This is a genomic window from Acidisphaera sp. S103 (genome assembly GCF_009765975.1).
Lineage (GTDB): Bacteria > Pseudomonadota > Alphaproteobacteria > Acetobacterales > Acetobacteraceae > Rhodopila.
Window position 1 is genome coordinate 316,705 of sequence record NZ_LMUJ01000031.1, and the last position, 20,727, is coordinate 337,431.

At 62.5% G+C, this 20,727-nt stretch carries 16 protein-coding genes and 1 pseudogene; 9 read left to right on the forward strand and 8 right to left on the reverse strand.

Annotation, left to right across the window (positions count from 1 at the left end):
- The first annotated feature begins 16 nt into the window (after positions 1-16).
- From GSQ89_RS06015 to GSQ89_RS06040, 5 genes are all read left to right on the forward strand, one after another.
- Positions 17-1,093: a microcin C ABC transporter permease YejB gene (locus tag GSQ89_RS06015; RefSeq protein WP_158922991.1), complete on the forward strand. Its 1,077-nt coding sequence runs from the start codon at positions 17-19 to the stop codon at positions 1,091-1,093.
- Positions 1,094-1,095: 2 nt separating this feature from the next.
- Positions 1,096-2,139: an ABC transporter permease gene (locus tag GSQ89_RS06020; RefSeq protein ID WP_158922993.1), complete on the forward strand. Its 1,044-nt coding sequence runs from the start codon at positions 1,096-1,098 to the stop codon at positions 2,137-2,139.
- The gene (locus GSQ89_RS06025) at positions 2,136-3,740 is read left to right on the forward strand and encodes an ABC transporter ATP-binding protein (RefSeq protein WP_158922995.1); all 1,605 of its coding nucleotides are present in this window, start codon (positions 2,136-2,138) and stop codon (positions 3,738-3,740) included. Before GSQ89_RS06020 ends, GSQ89_RS06025 begins: the two co-directional genes overlap by 4 nt.
- A 323-nt stretch (positions 3,741-4,063) precedes the next feature.
- Complete coding sequence (locus GSQ89_RS06030; RefSeq protein WP_371734215.1) at positions 4,064-4,552, forward strand: DUF6790 family protein; 489 nt, start codon at positions 4,064-4,066, stop codon at positions 4,550-4,552.
- A 377-nt stretch (positions 4,553-4,929) separates the two neighbouring features.
- A complete protein-coding gene (locus GSQ89_RS06040) occupies positions 4,930-6,228 on the forward strand; it encodes an MFS transporter (RefSeq protein WP_158923001.1) in 1,299 nt (432 codons plus the stop codon).
- A 125-nt stretch (positions 6,229-6,353) separates the two neighbouring features.
- On the opposite strand, the gene GSQ89_RS06045 is transcribed toward GSQ89_RS06040, so the two are convergent.
- The 3 genes and pseudogenes from GSQ89_RS06045 to GSQ89_RS06055 all read right to left on the reverse strand — a co-directional run bounded on the left by GSQ89_RS06045 (position 6,354) and on the right by GSQ89_RS06055 (position 9,425).
- Complete coding sequence (locus GSQ89_RS06045; RefSeq protein WP_158923003.1) at positions 6,354-7,946, reverse strand: protease pro-enzyme activation domain-containing protein; 1,593 nt, start codon at positions 7,944-7,946, stop codon at positions 6,354-6,356.
- A gap of 425 nt (positions 7,947-8,371) precedes the next feature.
- Positions 8,372-8,545: pseudogene (locus GSQ89_RS39055) on the reverse strand (IS630 family transposase); the annotation flags it as partial.
- A gap of 109 nt (positions 8,546-8,654) precedes the next feature.
- Positions 8,655-9,425 (reverse strand): enoyl-CoA hydratase/isomerase family protein, encoded by a 771-nt coding sequence (locus GSQ89_RS06055; protein WP_158923007.1) that lies wholly within the window; start codon positions 9,423-9,425, stop codon positions 8,655-8,657.
- Between the two features lie 202 nt (positions 9,426-9,627).
- Between GSQ89_RS06055 and GSQ89_RS06060 the strand changes: the two genes are divergently transcribed.
- Positions 9,628-10,929, forward strand: a complete 1,302-nt coding sequence (locus tag GSQ89_RS06060; protein ID WP_158923008.1) for an MFS transporter — start codon at positions 9,628-9,630, stop codon at positions 10,927-10,929.
- 51 nt (positions 10,930-10,980) lie between these two features.
- On the opposite strand, the gene GSQ89_RS06065 is transcribed toward GSQ89_RS06060, so the two are convergent.
- Complete coding sequence (locus GSQ89_RS06065; RefSeq protein ID WP_158923010.1) at positions 10,981-12,321, reverse strand: MFS transporter; 1,341 nt, start codon at positions 12,319-12,321, stop codon at positions 10,981-10,983.
- A 223-nt stretch (positions 12,322-12,544) separates the two neighbouring features.
- Here GSQ89_RS06065 and GSQ89_RS06070 point away from each other — a divergent pair, with 223 nt between their 5' ends.
- Positions 12,545-13,396, forward strand: a complete 852-nt coding sequence (locus tag GSQ89_RS06070; RefSeq protein WP_158923012.1) for a polysaccharide deacetylase — start codon at positions 12,545-12,547, stop codon at positions 13,394-13,396.
- Positions 13,397-13,468: 72 nt separating this feature from the next.
- On the opposite strand, the gene GSQ89_RS06075 is transcribed toward GSQ89_RS06070, so the two are convergent.
- The 3 genes from GSQ89_RS06075 to GSQ89_RS06085 all read right to left on the reverse strand — a co-directional run bounded on the left by GSQ89_RS06075 (position 13,469) and on the right by GSQ89_RS06085 (position 16,536).
- The gene (locus GSQ89_RS06075) at positions 13,469-14,764 is read right to left on the reverse strand and encodes an MFS transporter (RefSeq protein ID WP_158923014.1); all 1,296 of its coding nucleotides are present in this window, start codon (positions 14,762-14,764) and stop codon (positions 13,469-13,471) included.
- A gap of 371 nt (positions 14,765-15,135) precedes the next feature.
- Entirely contained in the window at positions 15,136-16,080 is a 945-nt protein-coding gene (locus GSQ89_RS06080; protein WP_158923016.1) for a hypothetical protein, read from the reverse strand.
- A gap of 249 nt (positions 16,081-16,329) precedes the next feature.
- Complete coding sequence (locus GSQ89_RS06085; protein ID WP_158923018.1) at positions 16,330-16,536, reverse strand: hypothetical protein; 207 nt, start codon at positions 16,534-16,536, stop codon at positions 16,330-16,332.
- A 244-nt stretch (positions 16,537-16,780) separates the two neighbouring features.
- Here GSQ89_RS06085 and GSQ89_RS06090 point away from each other — a divergent pair, with 244 nt between their 5' ends.
- On the forward strand, positions 16,781-18,142 hold the full coding sequence (locus GSQ89_RS06090; RefSeq protein WP_158923020.1) for an LLM class flavin-dependent oxidoreductase: 1,362 nt from the start codon (positions 16,781-16,783) through the stop codon (positions 18,140-18,142).
- Between the two features lie 344 nt (positions 18,143-18,486).
- Complete coding sequence (locus tag GSQ89_RS06095; RefSeq protein WP_158923022.1) at positions 18,487-18,969, forward strand: hypothetical protein; 483 nt, start codon at positions 18,487-18,489, stop codon at positions 18,967-18,969.
- A 122-nt stretch (positions 18,970-19,091) separates the two neighbouring features.
- On the opposite strand, the gene GSQ89_RS06100 is transcribed toward GSQ89_RS06095, so the two are convergent.
- Complete coding sequence (locus GSQ89_RS06100; protein ID WP_158923024.1) at positions 19,092-20,702, reverse strand: ABC transporter substrate-binding protein; 1,611 nt, start codon at positions 20,700-20,702, stop codon at positions 19,092-19,094.
- Positions 20,703-20,727 lie beyond the last annotated feature (25 nt).

Sequence of the window (20,727 nt, forward strand, 5' to 3'; positions counted from 1 at the left end):
TAGGCACCCCCGCCTGATGGGCGCCTACCTGCTCCGCCGCCTGCTCCTGGTGATCCCGACGCTGTTCGGCATCATCGCCATCAACTTCTTCGTCGTGCAGTTCGCACCCGGCGGACCGGTCGAACAAATGATCGCCCAACTGAAAGGCCACGGCGCCAACGGGCTCAGCAGCATGACCGGCAACGGCGGTTCGGAGACGATGCCCACCGGCAACGGCGCCTATCGCGGCGGCCGCGGCCTGGATCCGCATATGGTGGCCGACATCAGGAAGATGTTCGGCTTCGACAAGCCGGCCCCGGAACGGTTCCTGCTGATGCTGCGCGGCTACCTGACCTTCGATTTCGGCCGCAGCTTCTTCCGCGACAAACCGGTCCTGCAACTGATCGAGGAGAAAATGCCGGTCTCGATCTCCCTCGGGTTGTGGTCCACGCTCCTGGTCTACTTCATTTCGATTCCCCTCGGCATCGCCAAGGCCGTCCGCGACGGCAGCCGTTTCGACGTCGCCAGCAGCGCCGCCGTCCTGGTCGGCTATGCCGTGCCCGGCTTCCTGTTCGCCATCCTGCTGGTAGTGCTGTTCGCCGGCGGCAGCTTCGTGCAGTGGTTCCCGTTACGCGGACTGCACAGTGAGGGTTCCGAACACTGGAGCGTCGGCGCCCGCGTCCTGGACTACCTGTGGCACATCGTCCTGCCCACAATCGCCATCGTGGTCGGCGGTTTCGCCAGCCTGACCGTGCTGACCAAGAACTGCTTCCTGGAGGAAATCCGCAAGCAATACGTCATCACCGCGCGGGCCAAGGGCGCCAGCGAACAGCGCATCCTGTATCGTCACGTCTTCCGCAACGCGATGCTGCTGATCGTCGCCGGCTTCCCGTCGGCCTTCATCGGCATCCTGTTTTCCTCCGCCCTGCTCGTCGAAATCATCTTTTCCCTCGATGGCCTCGGCCTGCTCGGTTTTCAGGCCGCGATCCAGCGCGACTACCCCGTCATGTTCGGCACCCTCTACATCTTCACCCTGCTCGGTTTGCTGATGCAGATCGTCAGTGACATGCTCTACACCGTCGTCGATCCACGCATCGATTTCGAGGCGAGATAACCGTGCACCTCTCGCCCCTGACACGCCGCCGCCTGGCGATCTTCCGGTCCCACAAACGCGGTTACTGGTCGCTATGGATATTCCTGGTGCTGTTTGGCCTCAGCCTGTTCGCCGAGTTCCTCGCCAACGACCGCCCCCTGCTGATCCGCTACAACGGCCACTGGTACGTTCCGGTGCTGCAAGACTACAGTGAGGACACCTTCGGGTCCGACTTCCTGCCCACCGACGCCGACTACACCGACCCCGACGTGCAAGCGTCGATCAACGCCCATGGCTGGATGATTTGGCCGCCCATCCGCTATTCGTACCAATCGATCGTGAAACATCCCTCGACCCCGGCGCCATCGCCGCCGGACTGGAAGAACCTGCTGGGCACCGACGATCAGTCCCGCGACGTTCTGGCGCGCGTGATCTACGGATTTCGCATTTCCGTGCTGTTCGGCTTCACCCTGACGGCGATTTCGTCGGTGATCGGCATCGCCGCCGGTGCCATCCAGGGCTTTCGCGGCGGCCTGGTGGACCTGCTGTTCCAGCGCTTCATCGAGATCTGGTCTGGAATGCCGCAGCTTTACCTGCTGATCATCCTCGCCAGCATCATCACGCCAAGCTTCGGCATCCTGCTGATCTTCCTGCTGCTGTTCAGTTGGATGAACCTGACCGGCGTGGTGCGCGCCGAGTTCCTGCGTGGCCGCAATCTGGAATACGTCCGGGCGGCGAAGGCACTGGGGGTGTCGGACCTCGCCGTGATGTGGCGGCACATCCTGCCCAACGCCATGGTGGCGACATTGACCTTCCTGCCGTTCACCCTGTCCGGGTCGGTAACGATCCTCGCCAGCCTCGACTTCCTCGGCTTCGGCCTGCCCCCTGGATCTCCCTCGCTCGGTGAACTGGTGTCCCAAGGCAAGAACAACCTGCAAGCCCCCTGGCTGGGCATTACCGCGTTCGTGGTGCTGGGCGGCCTGCTGATCCTGCTGGTGTTCGTGGGTGAGGCGGTGCGCGACGCCTTCGACCCGCGCAAGGTCCTGCGTCCGGGCGCACCCAAATGAGCCTCGTGTCCGTCGAAGACCTGACCGTCAGCTTCGCCGGCCGTCCCGTCGTGGACCGCGTCAGCTTCACACTGGATCGCGGTGAAACCCTGGCCCTGGTCGGCGAAAGCGGGTCCGGCAAGTCTTTGACCGCGCTGTCGCTGTTGCAGTTGCTGCCATCCGGCGCGGCCTGCGGCGGCCGCGTCGTGATGGACGGCCAGAGCATGATCGGGGCAGGGGACAAGGTGCTGCGCCGGCTGCGCGGCGGCATCGCCGGCATGGTCTTCCAGGAACCGATGACCAGCCTCAATCCGCTCACCCGGATCGGGCGGCAGCTCGCCGAGGCGGTTCAACTGCACCAGCGGATGACCAACGACGCCGCCAGGGCACGCGTGATCAAGCTGCTCGATGAGGTCGGCTTTCCCGACGCGGAACACCGGCTTGGTGCGTTCCCGCACCAACTCTCCGGTGGCCAGCGGCAGCGGGTGATGATCGCGATGGCCCTTGCCAACGATCCCGCTCTGCTGATCGCCGATGAGCCCACGACGGCCCTGGACGTCACCATCCAGGCACAGATCCTGAAGCTGCTGGCAGCGGAAAAGTCCGCCCGCGGACTGGCATTGCTGCTGATCAGCCATGACCTCGCGATCGTGCGCCGATACGCCGACCGGGTGTGCGTGATGAAGGACGGTGTCGTGGTGGAAGCCGGAACCGTGTCGGACGTGTTCGATGCCCCCCAATGTCCGTATACACAAATGTTGCTCGCCGCCGAACCGCGAGGCTGCCCACGGCCGTTGCGTGCGGGTGCGCCGACATTGATGCAGGGTTCGGACGTGAAAGTTCATTTCGCCATCCGCCGCGGCATCCTGCGCCGGACGGTCGGCCATGTCAGGGCGGTCGATGGCGTGAACGTCGTTGTTCACGAAGGCGAAACGGTTGGCTTGGTGGGTGAAAGCGGGTCCGGAAAATCCACCATGGGCTATGCACTCTTGCGCCTTGTGACCGCCGATGGTTGCATTCGTTTCGATGGTTCGGACCTCGCCGGACTGGACAAAAAGCAGTTGCGCCGGTTGCGCGCCGATATGCAGATCGTCTTCCAGGATCCGTTCGGCAGTCTGTCGCCCCGCCTGACCGTGGCCGAAATCATCGCCGAGGGCCTGTCCGTGCACGAACCCGCCCTGTCGCGTATCGAGCGTGGCAAGCGGGTGGCCGCGGCGTTGGAGGAAGTCGGTCTCGCCAGCACGATCGGCGACCGCTATCCGCACGAGTTCAGCGGCGGTCAGCGCCAGCGCGTCGCCATCGCCCGAGCGATGGTGCTGAAACCCCGGTTCGTGGTGCTGGACGAACCAACCAGTGCGCTGGATATGTCGGTGCAGGCGCAGATCGTCGACCTACTGCAACAACTGCAACAGGACCATCACCTGGGCTACCTGTTCATCAGCCACGACCTGAAGGTGGTCCGAGCCCTGGCCCACCGCATTGTCGTGCTGCGCAACGGCAAGGTCGTCGAGGAAGGTCCCGCCGAGGATGTCCTCGCCCGCCCAACGCACGATTACACACGAGCACTGATGGCTGCCGCCTTCGCCCTGGACGCCGACGACAGCGGTGTGGTGCGGGGGTGATACCACCGAGCCCGTTGCCGCCGTATCCCTAGCGTAGGGGAGTGTCCAGAATGTGGAGAGATATCGGCGCAAGCGATATGATCACCGATCGGTTGCTGGCTTAGGGGTTGGCCGATCCGCGTGCGCGGGCCATTCTCCGTGGCAGATGGGCCAAATCCGTGGAAGTGTTCGAGGGCCACAACACGTTGCGGCCAAACTTCCATGGAGCGATCTGCGAATGTCTTTTCCCACATCGGCCGAGGGCCGGTAAGTCATCGCGACCCTGATCACCCCGCTTTCTCTGTGCTCTACACTAGCACAGCTCGTCCACAGGAGCCGCCGCCGTGATAATCGATGCTATAGCATTCATTTTGCGTAACTTTCCCGCCGTCCTATTGGTCGTCGCGCTGCTCGTGCCGACTCTCCGGCGCAACCGCACGGCGGACAGGTTTCTATCGTGGGTACTGCTCCTGCCAATCGGCGTCACTGGCATATGGGCTGCCTTGTTCCATATCGTTCTCCCGTCCGTCGCCGCGGCTGACATCGGTTGGGAGGTCAGCCCCTTCCAGTTTGAGGTCGGCGTAGCGGACTTGGCATTCGGGGTCACGGCCTGTATCGCGTTCCGGGCCAGCCTGCCGTTCAAGGCGGCGGTGGTCTGCGTGGCGTCCATCGCACTGCTCGGCGATGCCGTCGGCCACGTCCACCAGATGATGATCGCCGGGAACTTCGCTCCGGGAAATGCTGGCGTCCCGTTCTGGACCGATGTCATCGTGCCGGTGTTGGCGATTGTGCTGCTGGCGGTCGCGTGGCGGCAGCACAAGGATGTCCGTTAAAGGATCAGGCTGACCGTTTTCCCTTCGTGGGCTTCAGCCCCACCCATGCGAGCGCATGATCGCTTGCGCCTTCCTCGCCGCGCACATCGCGGTCCACACCGGCTCCAGCCTTCGCTCCAACCGAACTATCCGCCGTTGAAATCCGGCCAAGGCCCAACGTCGGGGTTTGCTACGACCTGGGTCGGTACACGACGTCGAGGTTCCCCTGCCGGCTTCCCCCCCAGCCCAGTCAAGTATCTACTCCTCCTGCAACGCGCCCAACATATGCCGTGCGAGAACAAACCGCCGGCAACAACGCCGCGATGGCACGGTACCATGGCAAATGCCGTGGGCCAGACATCCCAGCAACAAGAACGGCGCACGAATGGGAGGCAACCATGGCCGAAGACATCGAGCGCACAACGATAAGAACAGTCGCCTGGCGGCTGCTGCCCCTGGTCTTCTTGCTTTACCTTCTGAGCCTCGTAGACCGGGTCAACCTCGGATTCGCCGCGCTGACCATGAACAAGGATCTCGGCCTCTCGCCCTACACCTACTCCCTGGGCGTGGCCGCCTTCTTCTTTGGCTACATCCCGTGCGAAGTGCCCAGCAATCTCATCCTTGAGCGGATCGGCGCCCGCCGCTGGATCGGCCGCATCGCCATGACCTGGGGGATCGCCGCGAGCGGCATGGCCCTGGTGTCCGGAGAGCGCAGCTTTCTCCTGGCGCGCTTCCTCCTGGGCGCCGCCGAGGCCGGGCTGTTCCCCGGCATGCTGCTGTATCTGACTTACTGGTTCCCCCGCGCCTATCGCGCCCGGGTCAATGCCGCGCTGGTGCTGGCGATCCCGGCATCGGGTGCCCTGGGTGCGCCGATCGCGACCAGTTTGCTCGAACTCAACGGCGTATTTGGGTTGGAGGGGTGGAAATGGTTGTTTCTGCTGGAAGGCATCCCCACCGTCCTGCTCGGTTTCGTCGTGCTCCGCCTGCTGACGGACCGGCCGGCGAACGCCATTTGGCTCGCGCCGGAAAACCGAGCCTGGCTGGTGGCAACGATGGCTCGGGAGCGTACCTCGGTCGAAGCCGCCCACAATCCGTTGAGCGTCCGGCGCGGGCTGGTGGATCCGCGAGTGCTGCTGCTGTGCTTTACTTATTTTGCGTTCGGCACGATATCGTATTCGATGGGCTACTTCCTGCCACTGATCGTTAAAGGCTGGGGCGTGACCAATTTTGCGGTTGGCTGGATCGTCGCGGTCCCGTCGGTGGTCGGCATTTGCGCCATGCTCGCCGGCAGCTATTTTGCCGATCGGATCGAGGACAAACGACCATTTCTCTCGGCATTGATGATCCTGTGTGCGATCGGTTGGATCGGCATGGGTTTCTATGCAACGTCAGCATGGGCCCTGATCGCCGTAGCACTGGTCGAGATCGGCATCGGCATCGCTCGGCCGATGTTCTGGACCGTCCCACCGCTGTTCCTGAGTGGCGCGACGATGGCAGGGGCCATCGCGTTGATCAGCGTTTTTGCCAATTTTGGTGGGATCTTCGGTCCTGTCGTGATCGGCTGGCTGAAGACCACGACGAACAGTTTCTCGGGCGGCCTTTACTATGTCGCTTGTACGGCGTTCGCTTCGGCGATCGCCATCCTGGTAGTGCGCATCTCACCCCGCGTGGCAAGAGCGGTCGGAGCAGGGCGTTGATCCGACACGCCGAAGCGGGCGAGGTGGTAGATCCAGTGGCCTGGTCCGCCGCCAGCACCGCGGACATCGGCAGATTCGTGCAGACTACCGGAGACACCCGCCGTCTCGTGCCGCAACCGCGTTGCTCAGCTCGTCGGGGCTGATACGAGCAGAGTTGCGATCCGGCTACCATCCGGACTGCCGAGGCCCGTGCAGGCGTCCCAGCCAGACCTCGCCGCGAAGTCCCCGTTGTTACCCTGCGTGATGTCCCGCAGCGCGGCAGGCGTTGCGTAGAGCGTCGGACTGATGAAGCCAACCGGACTGCCGTTCGTCGCGTTGATGCGGGCTACCAAGCCGGCCCAGAGCGGTGCAATTACGCTGGTTCCACCGATCACGGTATCGGTGCCGTCGATACGCACGTTATATCCCGTCTCCGGATCCGCATCGCCGCAGACATCCGGCACGCCGCGCATAGTCAGCGGCGCGATGACGCCCGATGTCATTGTCGCTTGCAGTCCGTCCTGCCAGCTCGGCAGCGCGAAAACGCTGCTCACGCCACCGCCGGTCGCGCCGCCCTGCGCGCCGTCGTTCCATACGGTCTCGCTCGTGATCGCGTTCCCCGCGACGTGGATGGTAGTACCGCCGCAAGCCAGCACGTGCGGGCTCGATGCGGGGAAGTCGACGTGATCGGCGCCATCGGTCACGCCGTCGCTCGACCCGTCGTCGCCGGCGGCCACGCAGACGGTGATGCCCATTGTTGCCGCCGCCTGGAACGCCATGTCGAATGCGGTCAGCGACTGCTGAGTCCACGACGATTCCGGGCCGCCCCAACTGATGGAGATAACCGAGGGTTTGTTCGTCGTATCATGGATCGCGGTGGTGATCGCGTCGAGGAAGCCGGAATCCGTATTGGGTGCGAAATAGACTGCGATATTCACTTGCGGCGCGATGGCGCCGACCACCTCGATATCGAGCATCACCTCTCCGTCGGGTCCGTTCGGATCGCCGGTCGGGTCGTTCGTGCCGTGGTCCACCGAGACCACAGTGACTGTCGGTGGCAAGCTGATCCCAAGCGTCGAAAAGTATGTGCTCAGATCCGCCGGCCGCTCGCCACCGCCGAGTTCGATGATTCCAACGCATTCCCCCCGCCCGGTCCCTGGCGGGAAATCGTAGAGCGCAGCGATCTGTAACGGCGTGAATGACGTGGCGTCCCCGGCGGCGGCTTGCGAACGCACGTTGCCGGGCAACCGGCGTGCACGCAGATGCGGCTTCGCCACCGGCCGGTTATCGAGGCCGAGCACGGCTTCGACGCAGCCGCGTAACTCGTCCGGCAATTGGACGCTCCCGATCCGCCCGCGATATGCGCCGCCAGGATATTCGAACCGCTGCAATTCCACGCCGAACGCGGAGCTGAACTGGGCGACAGTTCCTGACAGCACCACGGTGCGCCGCCCGGCGTGTTCCTGGACGACTGATAGGCCCTGTGCGGCGGCAAATTTCTTGACCGCGGCGATGTCTGCACCGTTGGCGCCAAACTGCCCGTCGAATTCCTCACGGGAGAGATGGCCACTCGCTGCCTCGCGCTTGACGAGCGTCTTTACCCTCTCCTTCAACCCATCAGCGTTGCTGTGGCGCAGAAGCACACTGACTTCCAGCCGTTCTGCGGGATCGGCCCTGGCGACGGCCTTCGCTCCCGGCAATGGCTGACGTTCGCTGCCCTTAAGTGGATTTTGGGCCATTCGACTAGTCCCCTTCTCATCTGCCGAAGTAGGGTTTCGCCCCCACAATAGATGCTCACCTGAGATAGAGGCGGCCCGTCTCGCAGTACGCAGGGTTTCGAGGGTGGTGCTGGATGGTCATGCACCGAACCTCATGCAGAGGAGGCGGGCTGCGAAGAAGTCTTCCACGTACATTGGCCTCGATGTACACAAAGATACCATTTCGGTCGCGGTTGCCGGAGCGGGCAAAGCAGCGCTCGCTGTTTGCCTTATTGCGGTAATCCTTGGTGCAGCCCAGTACCCAGAATCAATGAAGCGCGACAAACCGATGGAAGACGGAACTCGGCTGGCGGCCGACCCCGCTGGCTCATGCTTCACTGATAGTGGGTACTAGTGTCCTGAACCATAAGGTCGCCGTATCATGTCGATGAAGAGTTGTAAGTACAAAATCGCTCGACTTGGTTTAACCAGGAGCTGCTGGTCGGCGTCAGATGCACATCCAGGCCAGCCGGCACCTTGACCTCGATTTCGTCGAGAAACTGGCGGAACTCCGTGGAACGGTGGCATGGGTAGCATTTGCCGACGATGGCGCCTGTGGCAACGTCGAGCGCGGCGAACAGCTATCATTTTCTTTCTGACGACCTGATCGCTTTCCTCGTCGCGGGGATTCGGGCATCGGCCGGCAGCGCGGGCCTGCCGTGCCGGGCACGCTCCCGTGAACGTTGCGGGCTACGCCGGCGGCTCCAGCGTCTCCATCAGCGCCAGGCCCTCCATGGCGAGACCATAGCCGAGGAGATCCTGCATGCGTCGCTTGATATATTCGGTGAACATCAGCCGCGTATAACGCAGCAGCAGCGTGGGTTTCTGGGTCAGCAACGCGGCGTGCTCCCAGGCGCGCGCGAGCACTTTCTCCGCCGGCAGTAACTCCGCCACCAGGCCGAGGTCCTTGGCTTCCTGCGCCGACAGGGTTTGTCCGGTCAGAAGGTAGTAACGGCCGCGGTTCATCCCCAGGAGCATCGGCATGACGATATGCATGCCGTCCCCTGGCACCATGCCGGAGGGGAAATGCGCCGAGTCCTGGAATGCGGCGGTTTCCGACGCAAGCACGATATCGGACAGCAGCGGGATTTCAGCATGCCGCCAGGCCGGGCCGTTGATCGCCGCAATCACCGGCACCTCGATGTTCAGCAGGTTCATCAGCAACGCCCGGCCCTCCGAGTGCACGCGGTCATAGGCGTTGGCCGTGAGCCCCTGCGCGAGTGAGCGCGTGCCGGGGGTGGCGCGAACGCCGGAGAATTCGTCGCCCGTGCCGGTCAGGATCACCACCCGATTGTCGCGGTCGCGTGCCACATCGGCGAACGCATCGGGCAATTCGCCGTGCGGCACCAGGCCCCAGCGTAACGGGCCATTGTCTGTGTGAAAGCGCATCTCAAGGATGCCGTTCTCCCGCCGCATGTGGATGCTGGAGTATTTTTTCGCGTAGCTGTCGAAACGACTCATCGCACTGCCCTCCTGGTTGCGGATTGATCGATAAAAGCGCCGCCGCCGGACCGGTGTCCACCTCGGCGGCCATGGCCGAGCGCCGGGTCTCCACGCAAGACGGTTGCAAGAACCATCCAGGAGGTCAAAACTCAACGCAGGGTCAGCAAGCGGGAAATGCCGGCGACCCATAAGACCGTAAAGGCGTGTTGGGAGGTTATTCATGGATAGTGCCATCGAGAAAGCGGCGATGCGGAAGGTGTATTTGCGCCTGCTGCCACTGACGATGCTGATGTATTTTCTTTGCTACATTGACCGCATCAACGTCAGCTTCGCGGCACTGACGATGAACAAGGATATCGGCCTGACAGCAGCCACTTACGGCTTCAGTTCGACGGCCTTCTACGTCGGCTACGTGCTGTTCGAAGTTCCCAGCAATCTGGCCATGGAAAAGGTCGGCGCCCGGCTATGGCTGGCGCGTATCATGGTCAGTTGGGGCATCGTCTCGGCGGTGACGGCCGCGGTGGTCGGGCCGACCAGTTTCCTGCTGGTCCGCTTCCTGCTGGGCGCCGGTGAAGCCGGGTTGTTTCCCGGCACACTGCTGCTGTTCACCTACTGGTTTCCCGATGCCCATCGTGGCCGGATCATCGGTTTGTTCACCCTCGCACTTCCCGTCTCAGTCGCACTCGGGGCGCCGATTTCCACCGCCATCCTGGGTATGGACGGGACGCTAGGCATCAGGGGCTGGCAGTGGATCTACATTCTGGAGGCTGCCCCGACGGTCATCGTCGGCATCTTCGTGCTGGTCGCGCTGACCGACCGGCCGGCCACAGCGAAGTGGCTGCCGGCGGCGGAACGCGACTGGCTTCGTGACACGCTGCAGTCGGAACGCCGAGCGGTGGAGGCCGGAGGCACCTACAGCGTGCTTCAGGGAATGACGAATGCGAAAGTCTTGTTGTTGTCGTTCAACTACCTCGGCATCGTGACCGCGAGCCTGGGATTGCTGCTGTTCATTCCGCAGATCATCCGGTCGCTGGGTGCATCGACGATGAACGTCGGGTTTGCCACCAGCCTGGCGTATGTCTGCGGCGCGGCGTCGATGATTTTCTGCGGCTGGCTGTCGGACCGGATTGGCGATCGCCGCTGGCTGCTGTTCGGCACTTGCCTGATGTCGACGGCGGGGCTTGCAATCGCGGGCGCGACGATGGGCACCTGGTGGTCGCTGGCCGGCATGTGCCTGGCCACGGCGGGGTTCTATGGAACGAAGGGACCTTTCTGGGGCATGCCGACCATGATCCTGACCGGGGCGGCGGCGGCGGGCGGGCTCGCCTTCATCAACGCCTTCGGCAATATCGGCGGCGCAGTCGGCCCGGCGGTGGTGGGCTGGCTGAAGGATGAGACCGGCAGCTATGCCGGCGGGCTGTATGGGTTGGCGGTGTTCACCGGCATCAGCGCGATCATTGCCGTGGTGGGACTGCATATCCCGCGCCGCATCCAAACCCGAGCGGTCGCGCCGGCGGAGTAAGTGCGTCGATCCTTCGTTCGGCCGGATTGGGACCCGGCCGAACGAAGCGTCCTACTCTCCGGGACGGGGCACGACACGAGCAGGGACGAGCAAAGGGGCGACGCCTTCCTCGTCAGGGGATTGTTCCAGCACCGTGTCGTGTGAGGTGCACAGGATGGCGATCGCCGAACCGAGGCAAACGCAGGCGATAACCAGCAACCCGCCGTCGAAGCTTCCCGTCGCGTCCTTGATCCAGCCCATGATGAAGGGGCCGACGAAGCCGGCGATGTTGGCGATCGAGTTGATGTAGGCGACCCCGGCTGCGGCCGCCGCGCCCGACAGGAAGGCGGTGGGCATCGCCCAGAACACCGGCAAGGTCGACCATGCCCCGAAGGCGGCGATGCACAACGTGACCAGACGCAGCGTGGGCGAGGGTATCAGGGCCGTCGCAACCAGGCCGACCGCGCAGATGATGAAGGCAATGGCGCAGTGACTTCTGCGCTCCATCACGCGGTCGGATCGTCTGCCGTACCAGATCATGCCCACTGCCGCGACCAGGAACGGTATGGCGCTGACGAAACCGGTCTGCATGTTGGTCAGGCCGAAGTTCTTCACGATCTGCGGCAGGAAATAGACGATGCCGTAGGTCGAATAGGCGATACCAAAACCAGCCACGCCGAGGGCCACGACGCGGGGATTTTTGAGAACCTGCAGCACCGACAGGTTGTGGACGGCTTCTCGCTGCCGGCGTTCGGCTGCCTGGCGGTCAATGAGCCAGGCGCGTTCATCATCGTCCAACCAGGTTGCCTCCGCTGGTGAATCTTTCAAGCGGACAAGAATGAACACCGAGAGGAAGAGGGCTGGAACGGCTTCCGTCAGGAAAATCCACTGCCAGCCTTTCAGGCCCGCGAAGTGATCCAGGTAGAGGAGCATGCTGGAGACGGGGGCGCCGAAGACAGCGGAAAACGCGGTGGCGACCATGAAGGTGCTGACCATACGGCCGCGATAGGCGGCGGGGAAAAACAGCGACAGGTAAAACAGCATGCCCGGGAAGAACCCGGCCTCGGCGGCGCCGAGCAGGAACCTCAGGACATAGAAACTGGTTTCACCCTGAACGAATGCCATCGCGCCGGACAGCAACCCCCAAGTGAACATGATGCGGGCGATCCAGCGTCTGGCGCCGACCTTGACCAGGATGAGGTTGGACGGGGTTTCCAGGAGGAAATACGCGATGAAGAAGACGCCCGCGCCGAAGCCATAGACAGTGGCGGTGAAGCCGAGGTCCCTGTTCATCTCCAGGGCGGCGAAGCTCAGGTTGACGCGGTCGAGGTAGTTGACGAAGTAGCAGACGATGGAGAGGGGAATGAGGTGACGGATCACCTTACGCATGGTTCTTTGTTCGATGGTCTCCATGTGGCCTCCCGTTTTGTTGCTTATTGGCTATGATATTCCGGATCCTGGACGGCGGTTGAATTGGCGTAGATGCAGGCGCTGATACGAGCAGTATGCAATTTATGCGTCACGCAGCAGTTGATGGCAACCTTGAGACACCTCCGCTATCTTGTCCCCTGGTGACCTTTGACGGCGAGAGCCGCTGTGCTCAAATTGAAAGCATATGACCGCGTCAGGACCCAGGATGTCAGAATTGCTCGTCTGCTTGACCTTCGACCACGACAATGCGTCGTCCATGATCTCCCGCAAGCTGACATCGCCGACGATGATCTCGCGCGGCGATTTCGGGATCGTCGCCGTGCCGCGCATTCTCGACCTGCTTCGCCGGCACGGCATCCCGACGACCTGGTTCATCCCCGGCCATACCATCGAGAGCTACCCGGCGTCAGTGCGCGCGGTGGCGGAAGCAGGGCACGAGATCGGCAATCACGGCTGGACGCATCGCATTCCCGCGACGCTTGGCCGCGACGGCGAGGAGGAGGAACTCGTGCGCGGCAATGCGGCGATCGTCGCCCTGACCGGGCGCAAGCCGCGCGGCTACCGTTCGCCGTCATGGGACCTCAGCCCGCATAGCGTGGACCTGCTGCTGAAGCATGGCTTCATCTACGACAGTTCAATGATGGGCCACGACATTTCGCCCTACCAGGCTCGGCGCGACGATGAAACCAGTCTCTTGGAGCCGATGCGGTTCGGTCCCGACACGGATCTGGTCGAGATGCCGGTAAGCTGGTCACTCGACGACCACCCGCATTTCGAGTTCATGCGGACAGAGCAGACGATACTGCCGGGGCTGATGAATGCCCGGGCGGTGTTCCAGAATTTCACCGATGAGTTCACCTATTTCAAGAAGCACAGCGAATGGGGTGTGCTGACCTACACGTTCCATCCGCATGTCGTCGGCCGTGGACAACGCATGCTGGCGCTGGAGCAGTTCATCGAGACGTTGGCCAAGGAAGGCGCCCGGTTCGTTACGATGGAAACGGCGGTCGCGGCGTATCGCGACCGCCATCCCAACGGCGTCAGCCTGCGCGGTTAGCGTGATGACCGCAGGCGGACTCGCCGGAGGTCTGAATCACGCGATCGAACAGATCTCATTACGCCCCGGGCTTCACTGCAATGGCGCGAAAGCCGTCTCCTTCACCCAGATCATGGTTACCAACGTCCCCAGCGAGGCTGCGATGACATAAAACGCCGGCGAGAGCGGGTTGCCGGTGGTATGGATCAGCCAGGTGGCGATGAACGGTGCGAAGCCGCCAAAGATCGCCACCGGAATGTTGTAGCCGATCGAGAGTGCCGTGTAGCGGACCTCGGTCGGGAACAGCTCGCAATAAACCGCCGGACCCGGCCCGGCATACAGGGCGAGCAGCACGACCAGGATGAGCTGCGCAATCAGGGCATAGGCGGGCACCCCCGTCGAGGCCAGCAGGAACAGCGGATAAGCCAGCACGATGTAGCCGACACATGACGCGATGAACAAAGGCCGCCGTCCGATGCGGTCGGACAACGCGCCCATCAACGGCACTATGGCGACGAACACCAGCAGGCAGACGGTGCCGATCCACAGCGCCGTGCCACGCGGCATTTTGACGATGCTGGTCAACCAGGTCGTCAGGTAGATCAGCACCGCATAGTAGCCGACGGTATTGTGCAGCGTGATGCCAAATGCGAGGAGGGTCGGCTTGCGGAACGTCGTGAACGCCTCCGTCAAAGGCGAACGGGCGATCCGTCCCTGATGCTCCAATTCCGCGAATTTAGGGGTGTCATCCAGCCGCCAGCGCATGATGGCGCCCACAATGCCGACCACGACACCCAGGAGGAACGGGATGCGCCAGCCCCAGGCGAGCATGTTCTCGGGCGAGATCCAGGTTGTCAGCATGGCCGCGGTCAGTGAGCCTAGCAGAAAGCCGCCGCCGACGCTGACCTGCTGCCATGAACCCGTCAGGCCACGTTTGCCGGGCAACGCATACTCGACGAGGTAGGCCGCGGCGCCGCCCCATTCGCCGCCGCCGGACAGGCCTTGCGCCAGCCGAGCCACGACAAGCAGCAGCGGCGCCAGCACGCCGATCGACGCGTAGGTCGGCAGCAGGCCGACCGCAAAGGTCGAAATGGCCATCAGAAAGATGACCGCGCTGAGTGCCCGCTTGCGGCCATGGCGGTCGCCGTACAGGCCGAAGACGACGGAGCCGACCGGTCGCATCACAAACCCGACCCCGAACACCGAGAAGGTCAGCAGCAGGGAGACCAGCGGCGTCTGATTTGGAAAGAACAACTGCGAAATAACCGGAACGAAGTAGCCGTAGACCGCGAAGTCGTACCACTCCAGCACGTTGCCGATGACCCCGGCCAGGATCGCAGTTCGTCGCCGACCGGCCTTCTGGCCTGTGACGGGAGCAAGTGTCGACATCGAGATTCCTTTTCACGGCTTGATGGTGGATCGCATCCCCGGAGGCCGCAAGCAACTCCCGGGCCATCGCGATAGCGCGACAGGCCGATCTCTCGTGGCGACGACGTACGTTGCAACATCGGGTTCGAGCGGCGGAATGCGCGGCGGCCATGTTTTGTCGTGCAGCAGCGCAGCGACACCATCGGTCATGAAGCACTCCCGCCAGACATGCTTCCGCTGATTGTTCCGGTATCGCACAACCGCATCTGGTTGGACACGATCCGTGGCACCCACCTCGACTTTGATGCCAGTGCGCATCCCACGGCCTCGCATGTCAGCGCCATCGCGGGTATCCTCTTTACGGATTCAAAGGTCAGATTTTATCCATTAGATTACGCGAGGGATACCAGGGGTTTACCGATCGGGCCATGATAGAGACCGACGCAGCATACAGCGCATGCCCACTTCAGGTGCACCAGATTTAGTTGAGCATATTTCTCCCCAAAACCCGTGGCCAGGTTCTGTTCATCATCGAGTTTGCGGACTTGGTCATTGTACATTTTTTCACTAATTTTACCCGTCGAATAGTCATTAAAGAAATTTATCTGCTTGGCACCGAATTTTTCTGCCGCGGATTTGTTCGGAAATTTAATCAGATCACCTTGTTTTTTCAAACTCGTCTGTATTACTTCAAATATTGTCTGTACATCGATATGAGAAAGGCCTCGTATATACACCATCGCATATAGATGGTTTGTATGGGCTGCAACGAAGCTGATAAAGATATCTTTACCGAATGTTCTAGCCCTTTGCATAGCCAAGAGGTCTTCCAGCGATGGGGGCTGATATCCACATCTCTCCAGGTTCGTGCCCCCTGGCGTCGATGGGTGGGTATGAAAGTCCGCGACATTCCCGCGATCCGCATTCGCGGGAATGCTGACGGAGTTCCCAGTCCCGATGGAGAAGCCGTCAGGCCTGAGAACAGTCCAGCCCGTTTTCACGCTCGAGGGGGCTTCCCACGGCGCGGCGGTCCGCGCCCAACTGACGTGGCTACCATTAGGCGCAGGCCGCGGCCTCGCCCCTACAGACAGCGACCGGTCCCGCCGTCTACGTTCGCTATTCGCTGCCACGACAGGTTCATTATAGTTACGAACAATCCATAGAAGGTTCCCACCTATCTCCTCTTTTTGGGTGTACTCGCTCGTCAGCCACGTCGATCCGAAAAGTGTAGTCAAATCGTATGGCGGATCTATCGTCAGAGGGAAATTGATGCCCAGGTGGGAGGGCAGCGTGCCAGGGTTGCTCATGCAGGGACCGATCAGGTCTTTGAGCTCCATGTTCGTTCTCCGTTGGATCGCGATGCTCGAAACACGAATGACGGCACTGCTATCGTGCTATGAATCCGCTCCCGCATCAAGCCTCATCCAGCCCCTGCATAGCCGCTCTGGATGCGCGTGTTGGACGAAGTAGATCCAACCTTCAATGATGGTATAGCCGATCATCCGGCCGGCATGACGCTGATCCGCACAAGCCAGGCTCTACCGGGCCAGAGGCCTACTCAGTAGTTGATGACCAGCAGATGAACATCAGCGGCGAGCTGTATGGTGATGCTGCTCGCCGCCGTCACCGGCCAGCGCTAACGGAAGGGCCTTCTGGTAGGCATAGTCGGACGAGTGGGGAACATTAGGCACTCGAACCTCGGCGCGGATTTCGTCGAAAAACGGCTGCGTGACCCGCCCATCCGGTGCACGGTAACCCCGCAGAACGTGATGGACTCCGCCGAATTCCAGCATCGCATCGGCCAGATCACCGGCCTGCCCGGCTCATGGCACGACGTCGTCTTTCCCGAACGCCTGGGGCAGACAGAAACAATTGCCATGCGGCTGACCAGGATCCGCCGCATGGCAGGGTCGCACACTCTCGGGCGGCGTTGGCGATCCGGACCGACCATGCGACAATGCAATCGAGAATCACGGCAATCGCGCCGGCTGAAAACAGCCCACTGCGACAGACCCGGCGCCCAGGGTGAGCAAGACCATGACGCAACACATGCACCTCAATCTGTTCATCCACGGCCGTGGCCACCATGAGGCCGCGTGGCGGCATCCCGATGCCTCGCCGCTGCCGCTGACCGACATCCGTTACTACACCGACATTGCGCGCAAGGCCGAAGCCGGCCTGTTCGATTCGATCTTCCTGGCTGACTCGTTGGGGGTGGGTGAGGATGTGGCGAACGCGCCGCGCACCTGGCTGGAACCAGTCACCACGCTGGCGGCGCTGGCCGGCGCGACCAGCCGGATCGGACTGATCGCCACCTGCTCCACCACCTATACCGAACCGTTCAACCTGGCGCGGCAGTTCGCCTCGATCGACCACATGTCGGGCGGCCGGGTCGGCTGGAACATCGTCACCACCTGGTTGGCAACGGCGTCCGGCAACTACGGCGGTCAGGGCCCGCTCACCCACGCCGAACGCTATGAGCGCGCGGAAGAATATATGCGCGTCGTGACCGGGCTGTGGGACAGTTGGTCAGACGACGCCGTGCTCGACGATCGGACCGGTGGGCACTATGCCCGCGTCGATGGTTTGCGATTGCTGAACCATGCCGGCCGGCACTATCAGGTGACCGGGCCGCTCAACATGCCGCGAGGTCCCCAGGGCAGGCCGGTGTTCGTGCAGGCCGGGTCGTCGGAGACCGGACGCCGCTTTGCCGCGCGCCATGCCGAGGCCGTGTTTACCGCACAGATGGAAAAGGCGACCGCTCGGGATTTCTACGCCGACCTGAAGCGGCTGGTAGCCGAAGAAGGCCGTGAGCCGCGACAGGTCCTGATATTGCCGGGGCTGAGCCCCGTGATCGGGTCCACCGAAGCCGAGGCACATCGTATCGCTCGCGAACTGAATGACCTCAGTGACCCCGAGGTGGGGCGCAAACGGCTGTCCGGGCGGTTCGGCGGGCACGATTTCTCGCATCTGCCACTGGACCGGACATTGTCGCCGGAAGACTTCCCTGATCCCGGTCAGGTTGAGGCGGCCCGCAGCCGAGCGGAAGTGATCGTCGGGTTAGTACGTCGCGAGAAGCCGACGTTGCGGCAACTACTGGGCTATATGGCTGGCGCACGCGGCCATTTCGTCACCGCGGGCTCACCCGAACAGATCGCCGATCTGATGGCGGACTGGTTCCGCGACGGTGCCGCCGATGGTTTCAATCTGATGCCGCCGGTGCTGCCGGCGATGCTGGAAGTATTCGTTGCCGAGGTGGTACCGCTGCTGCAACGGCGCGGATTGTTCCGTACCCAATATGCCGGCGACACGTTGCGTGCACTTTATGGCTTGCCGCGCCCGAATGTTCGTTTCCAGGCTGGAGCGGACGAGCGGCTGAAAGACAGTGCATCAACATGAATGTTTGTCTGCCGCGCGCTCGGCTGATCCCAATAAACGATGGAAACGCGGACGTGGCCGCAAAGCAACACACCATGGTCCCAACGGCTGACCAGGCGCCGGCTCAAGCGAGGCATGTTCTGCTCGGTCGTCGAACTACAGGCCGCGATCAAACAGTTTCTGGCAAACACCAGCGCCGACCCACCCCTTCCAATGGACAAAGGACTCCACCAAACTCATCTTTGTCGCCAAAGGCGGGCACCAAATGCTAGGTTCCGTCCAATAGGAAATGTAGCGTCAGTGCGTTGGTTGGGCAGGTTGCTAACCGGCAGTGAAAAGGCCGGCCCCGAATTCAGGAGGAAGCCATGATCCATCATCTCTCGATTGCCGCGCGAGACCCCAAGAACGCCGCCGGTGTGCTCGCCGAACTCATGGGTGGAACCGCGGTACCGTTCCCGCCCAACCCAGGCAGTTTCTTCGCGCTTCAGCTCGACGACCATGGGTCGGGCGTGGAGGTCTACCCGGCGGGGACGGAACTCCGGCCTGGTGGTGACGTCGGCGGCAACTTCGTGAAGACGGACCCACGCACTTACGGTTCGACCCATTTCGCGCTCAGCGTGTCAACCGACTCCAATACCGTTCAGGCGATCGCGCAGCGCGCGGGGTGGCACTGCTACGATTGCAATCGTGGCCCGTTCCACGTGATCGAGGTCTGGGTCGAGAACGAAACGATGGTCGAAATCCTGCCACCCGAATATGCTCGGGAATATCTCGCCTTCACCCGTCCCGACAGCATCAGGGCAGCCATGGCGAAGGCGGGCACCGCATCAGCCCGCCACCAACATTGAAGGCGAGGATCTGTTCCAGGCCGGTGTCAGGCAACTCGACCCCGTTGTCGCGCGATAATCCCGCGCCGGGCAGCACACAATCCTGAAGCCGCGCCGGTCCCCAAAGACCGGTCGGTCCTTGATTATGTTGTCACCTGATACAGCTCCGCCTCCCACCCGGCCGCGGTCAGCGGAAATGTCTTCAACCTGTCGCGCACCGCAAACTGGTAGATCGGCTGGAACAGGATCTGCAAGCTCGCCTGGTCGAGCAGCGCCTTCTGGTACTCCACATACAGCGCCGTGCGCTTCGTCGTGTCCTGCTCCGCGGCGGCCTGCCGGACCAGCGCTGTCAACGCCGGGTCGGGCGTCCAATGAATCCGCTTGGCCACCCGCAGCACGCTGGCCGAGGCCCATTGATCCGTTTCCACGCCTGACGGGTTCCAGAACGTCAACACCCCGCCGGTGGATTTCCCGGTCGTATACTGTGTCCGCAGGTTCACCTGATCGATCGGATCCAGGACCACCTTGATACCGACGCGCGCCAGATCCGATTGCAGTTTCTGCGCCAACACCGCGTACGACAGCCCCGACACCGCGGCATCGCCATAGCTCAGCTTGAACTCGAACCCGTCCGACAGCCCGGCCTTCTGCAGCAACTGCTTCGCCCGATCCAGATCCTGGTGCCAGCCCAACTGTTTCGTCGTCTCCTCGGTCGAGCCGTACAGCCCGATCGGGATAAAGGAGGCACAGCGCATCGCCGTCCCACCGAGAAGGCTTTTGATGATGCCATCGTAGTCGATCGCACAGGCGATCGCCTGACGCGCTTCCTTCACCGCCAGCGCCTTGTTGAACGCGGGCTCGTTGGTCAAGGCCATGTAGACGAAGTCCAGGCTGCGCAGTCCCTCCACGCGCACCTCCTTGTCGTCCTTCAGCGTGGCGATCTGTTCCGGTATCAGATTGAATGCCGCCCCGACGTCACCGCGCTTGATCGCCAGAAGCTGCGTCGCGCTGTCGCCCATATGGCGGACGATCACATGCTCGAACTGCACCGGACCACGGAAGTAGTGTTCGTTGCGGGTCAACAGGATCTGCGCCCCGCGGGTCCAACCCACCAGGGTGAACGGGCCGGCGCCGGCGGAGTGCTGGTTCAGCCAATTGGTCGCCTTGTCGGCGGTGGGTGCGTCGGTCGCCGCCGTTCCGCCCTGCGCCGCCACAGCCTTTTGTTCCATCACGCCGAAATTCGGCCCGGACAGAATCGCGAGGATCGGCTGTGTGGGATCGACCAGCATCAGGTCGACCGTCTTCGGGTCGATCACATTAATCGCCGAGATATTGGTCACGTATTGCGACGGCTGGTCCTTCAGGTTGATCAGCCGCTCGAAGGTCCATTTCACGTCATCGGCGGTGACCGGATTGCCGCTGTTGAATTTCGCGTCGGCCAGGTGAAACCGCCAGCCCTTGCCATCCGAGGTCTTCGCCCATGACGACGCCAGGGCCGGCTTCACCTCCAGGTAATCGCCCGGCGACATCGTCACCAGCGACTCGTACGCCGCCCGCAAGCTCAACGGCGCAGTGTATTGCGCCTCGCGGGCCGGATCGAACGTGATGGAATCGCTGATGTCGATGCCCAGCACCAATGTTCCGCCGCTGGCCGCGGCGTGAACCTTGGCCGGCAGCCCCGCCGCCAGCGCCGCACCACCGATACCCAGCAAGCGCACAACATCACGCCGGCCGATCCAGCCAATTTCTTTCACGTTCGCCTCCCAGATTTGCGTCGAA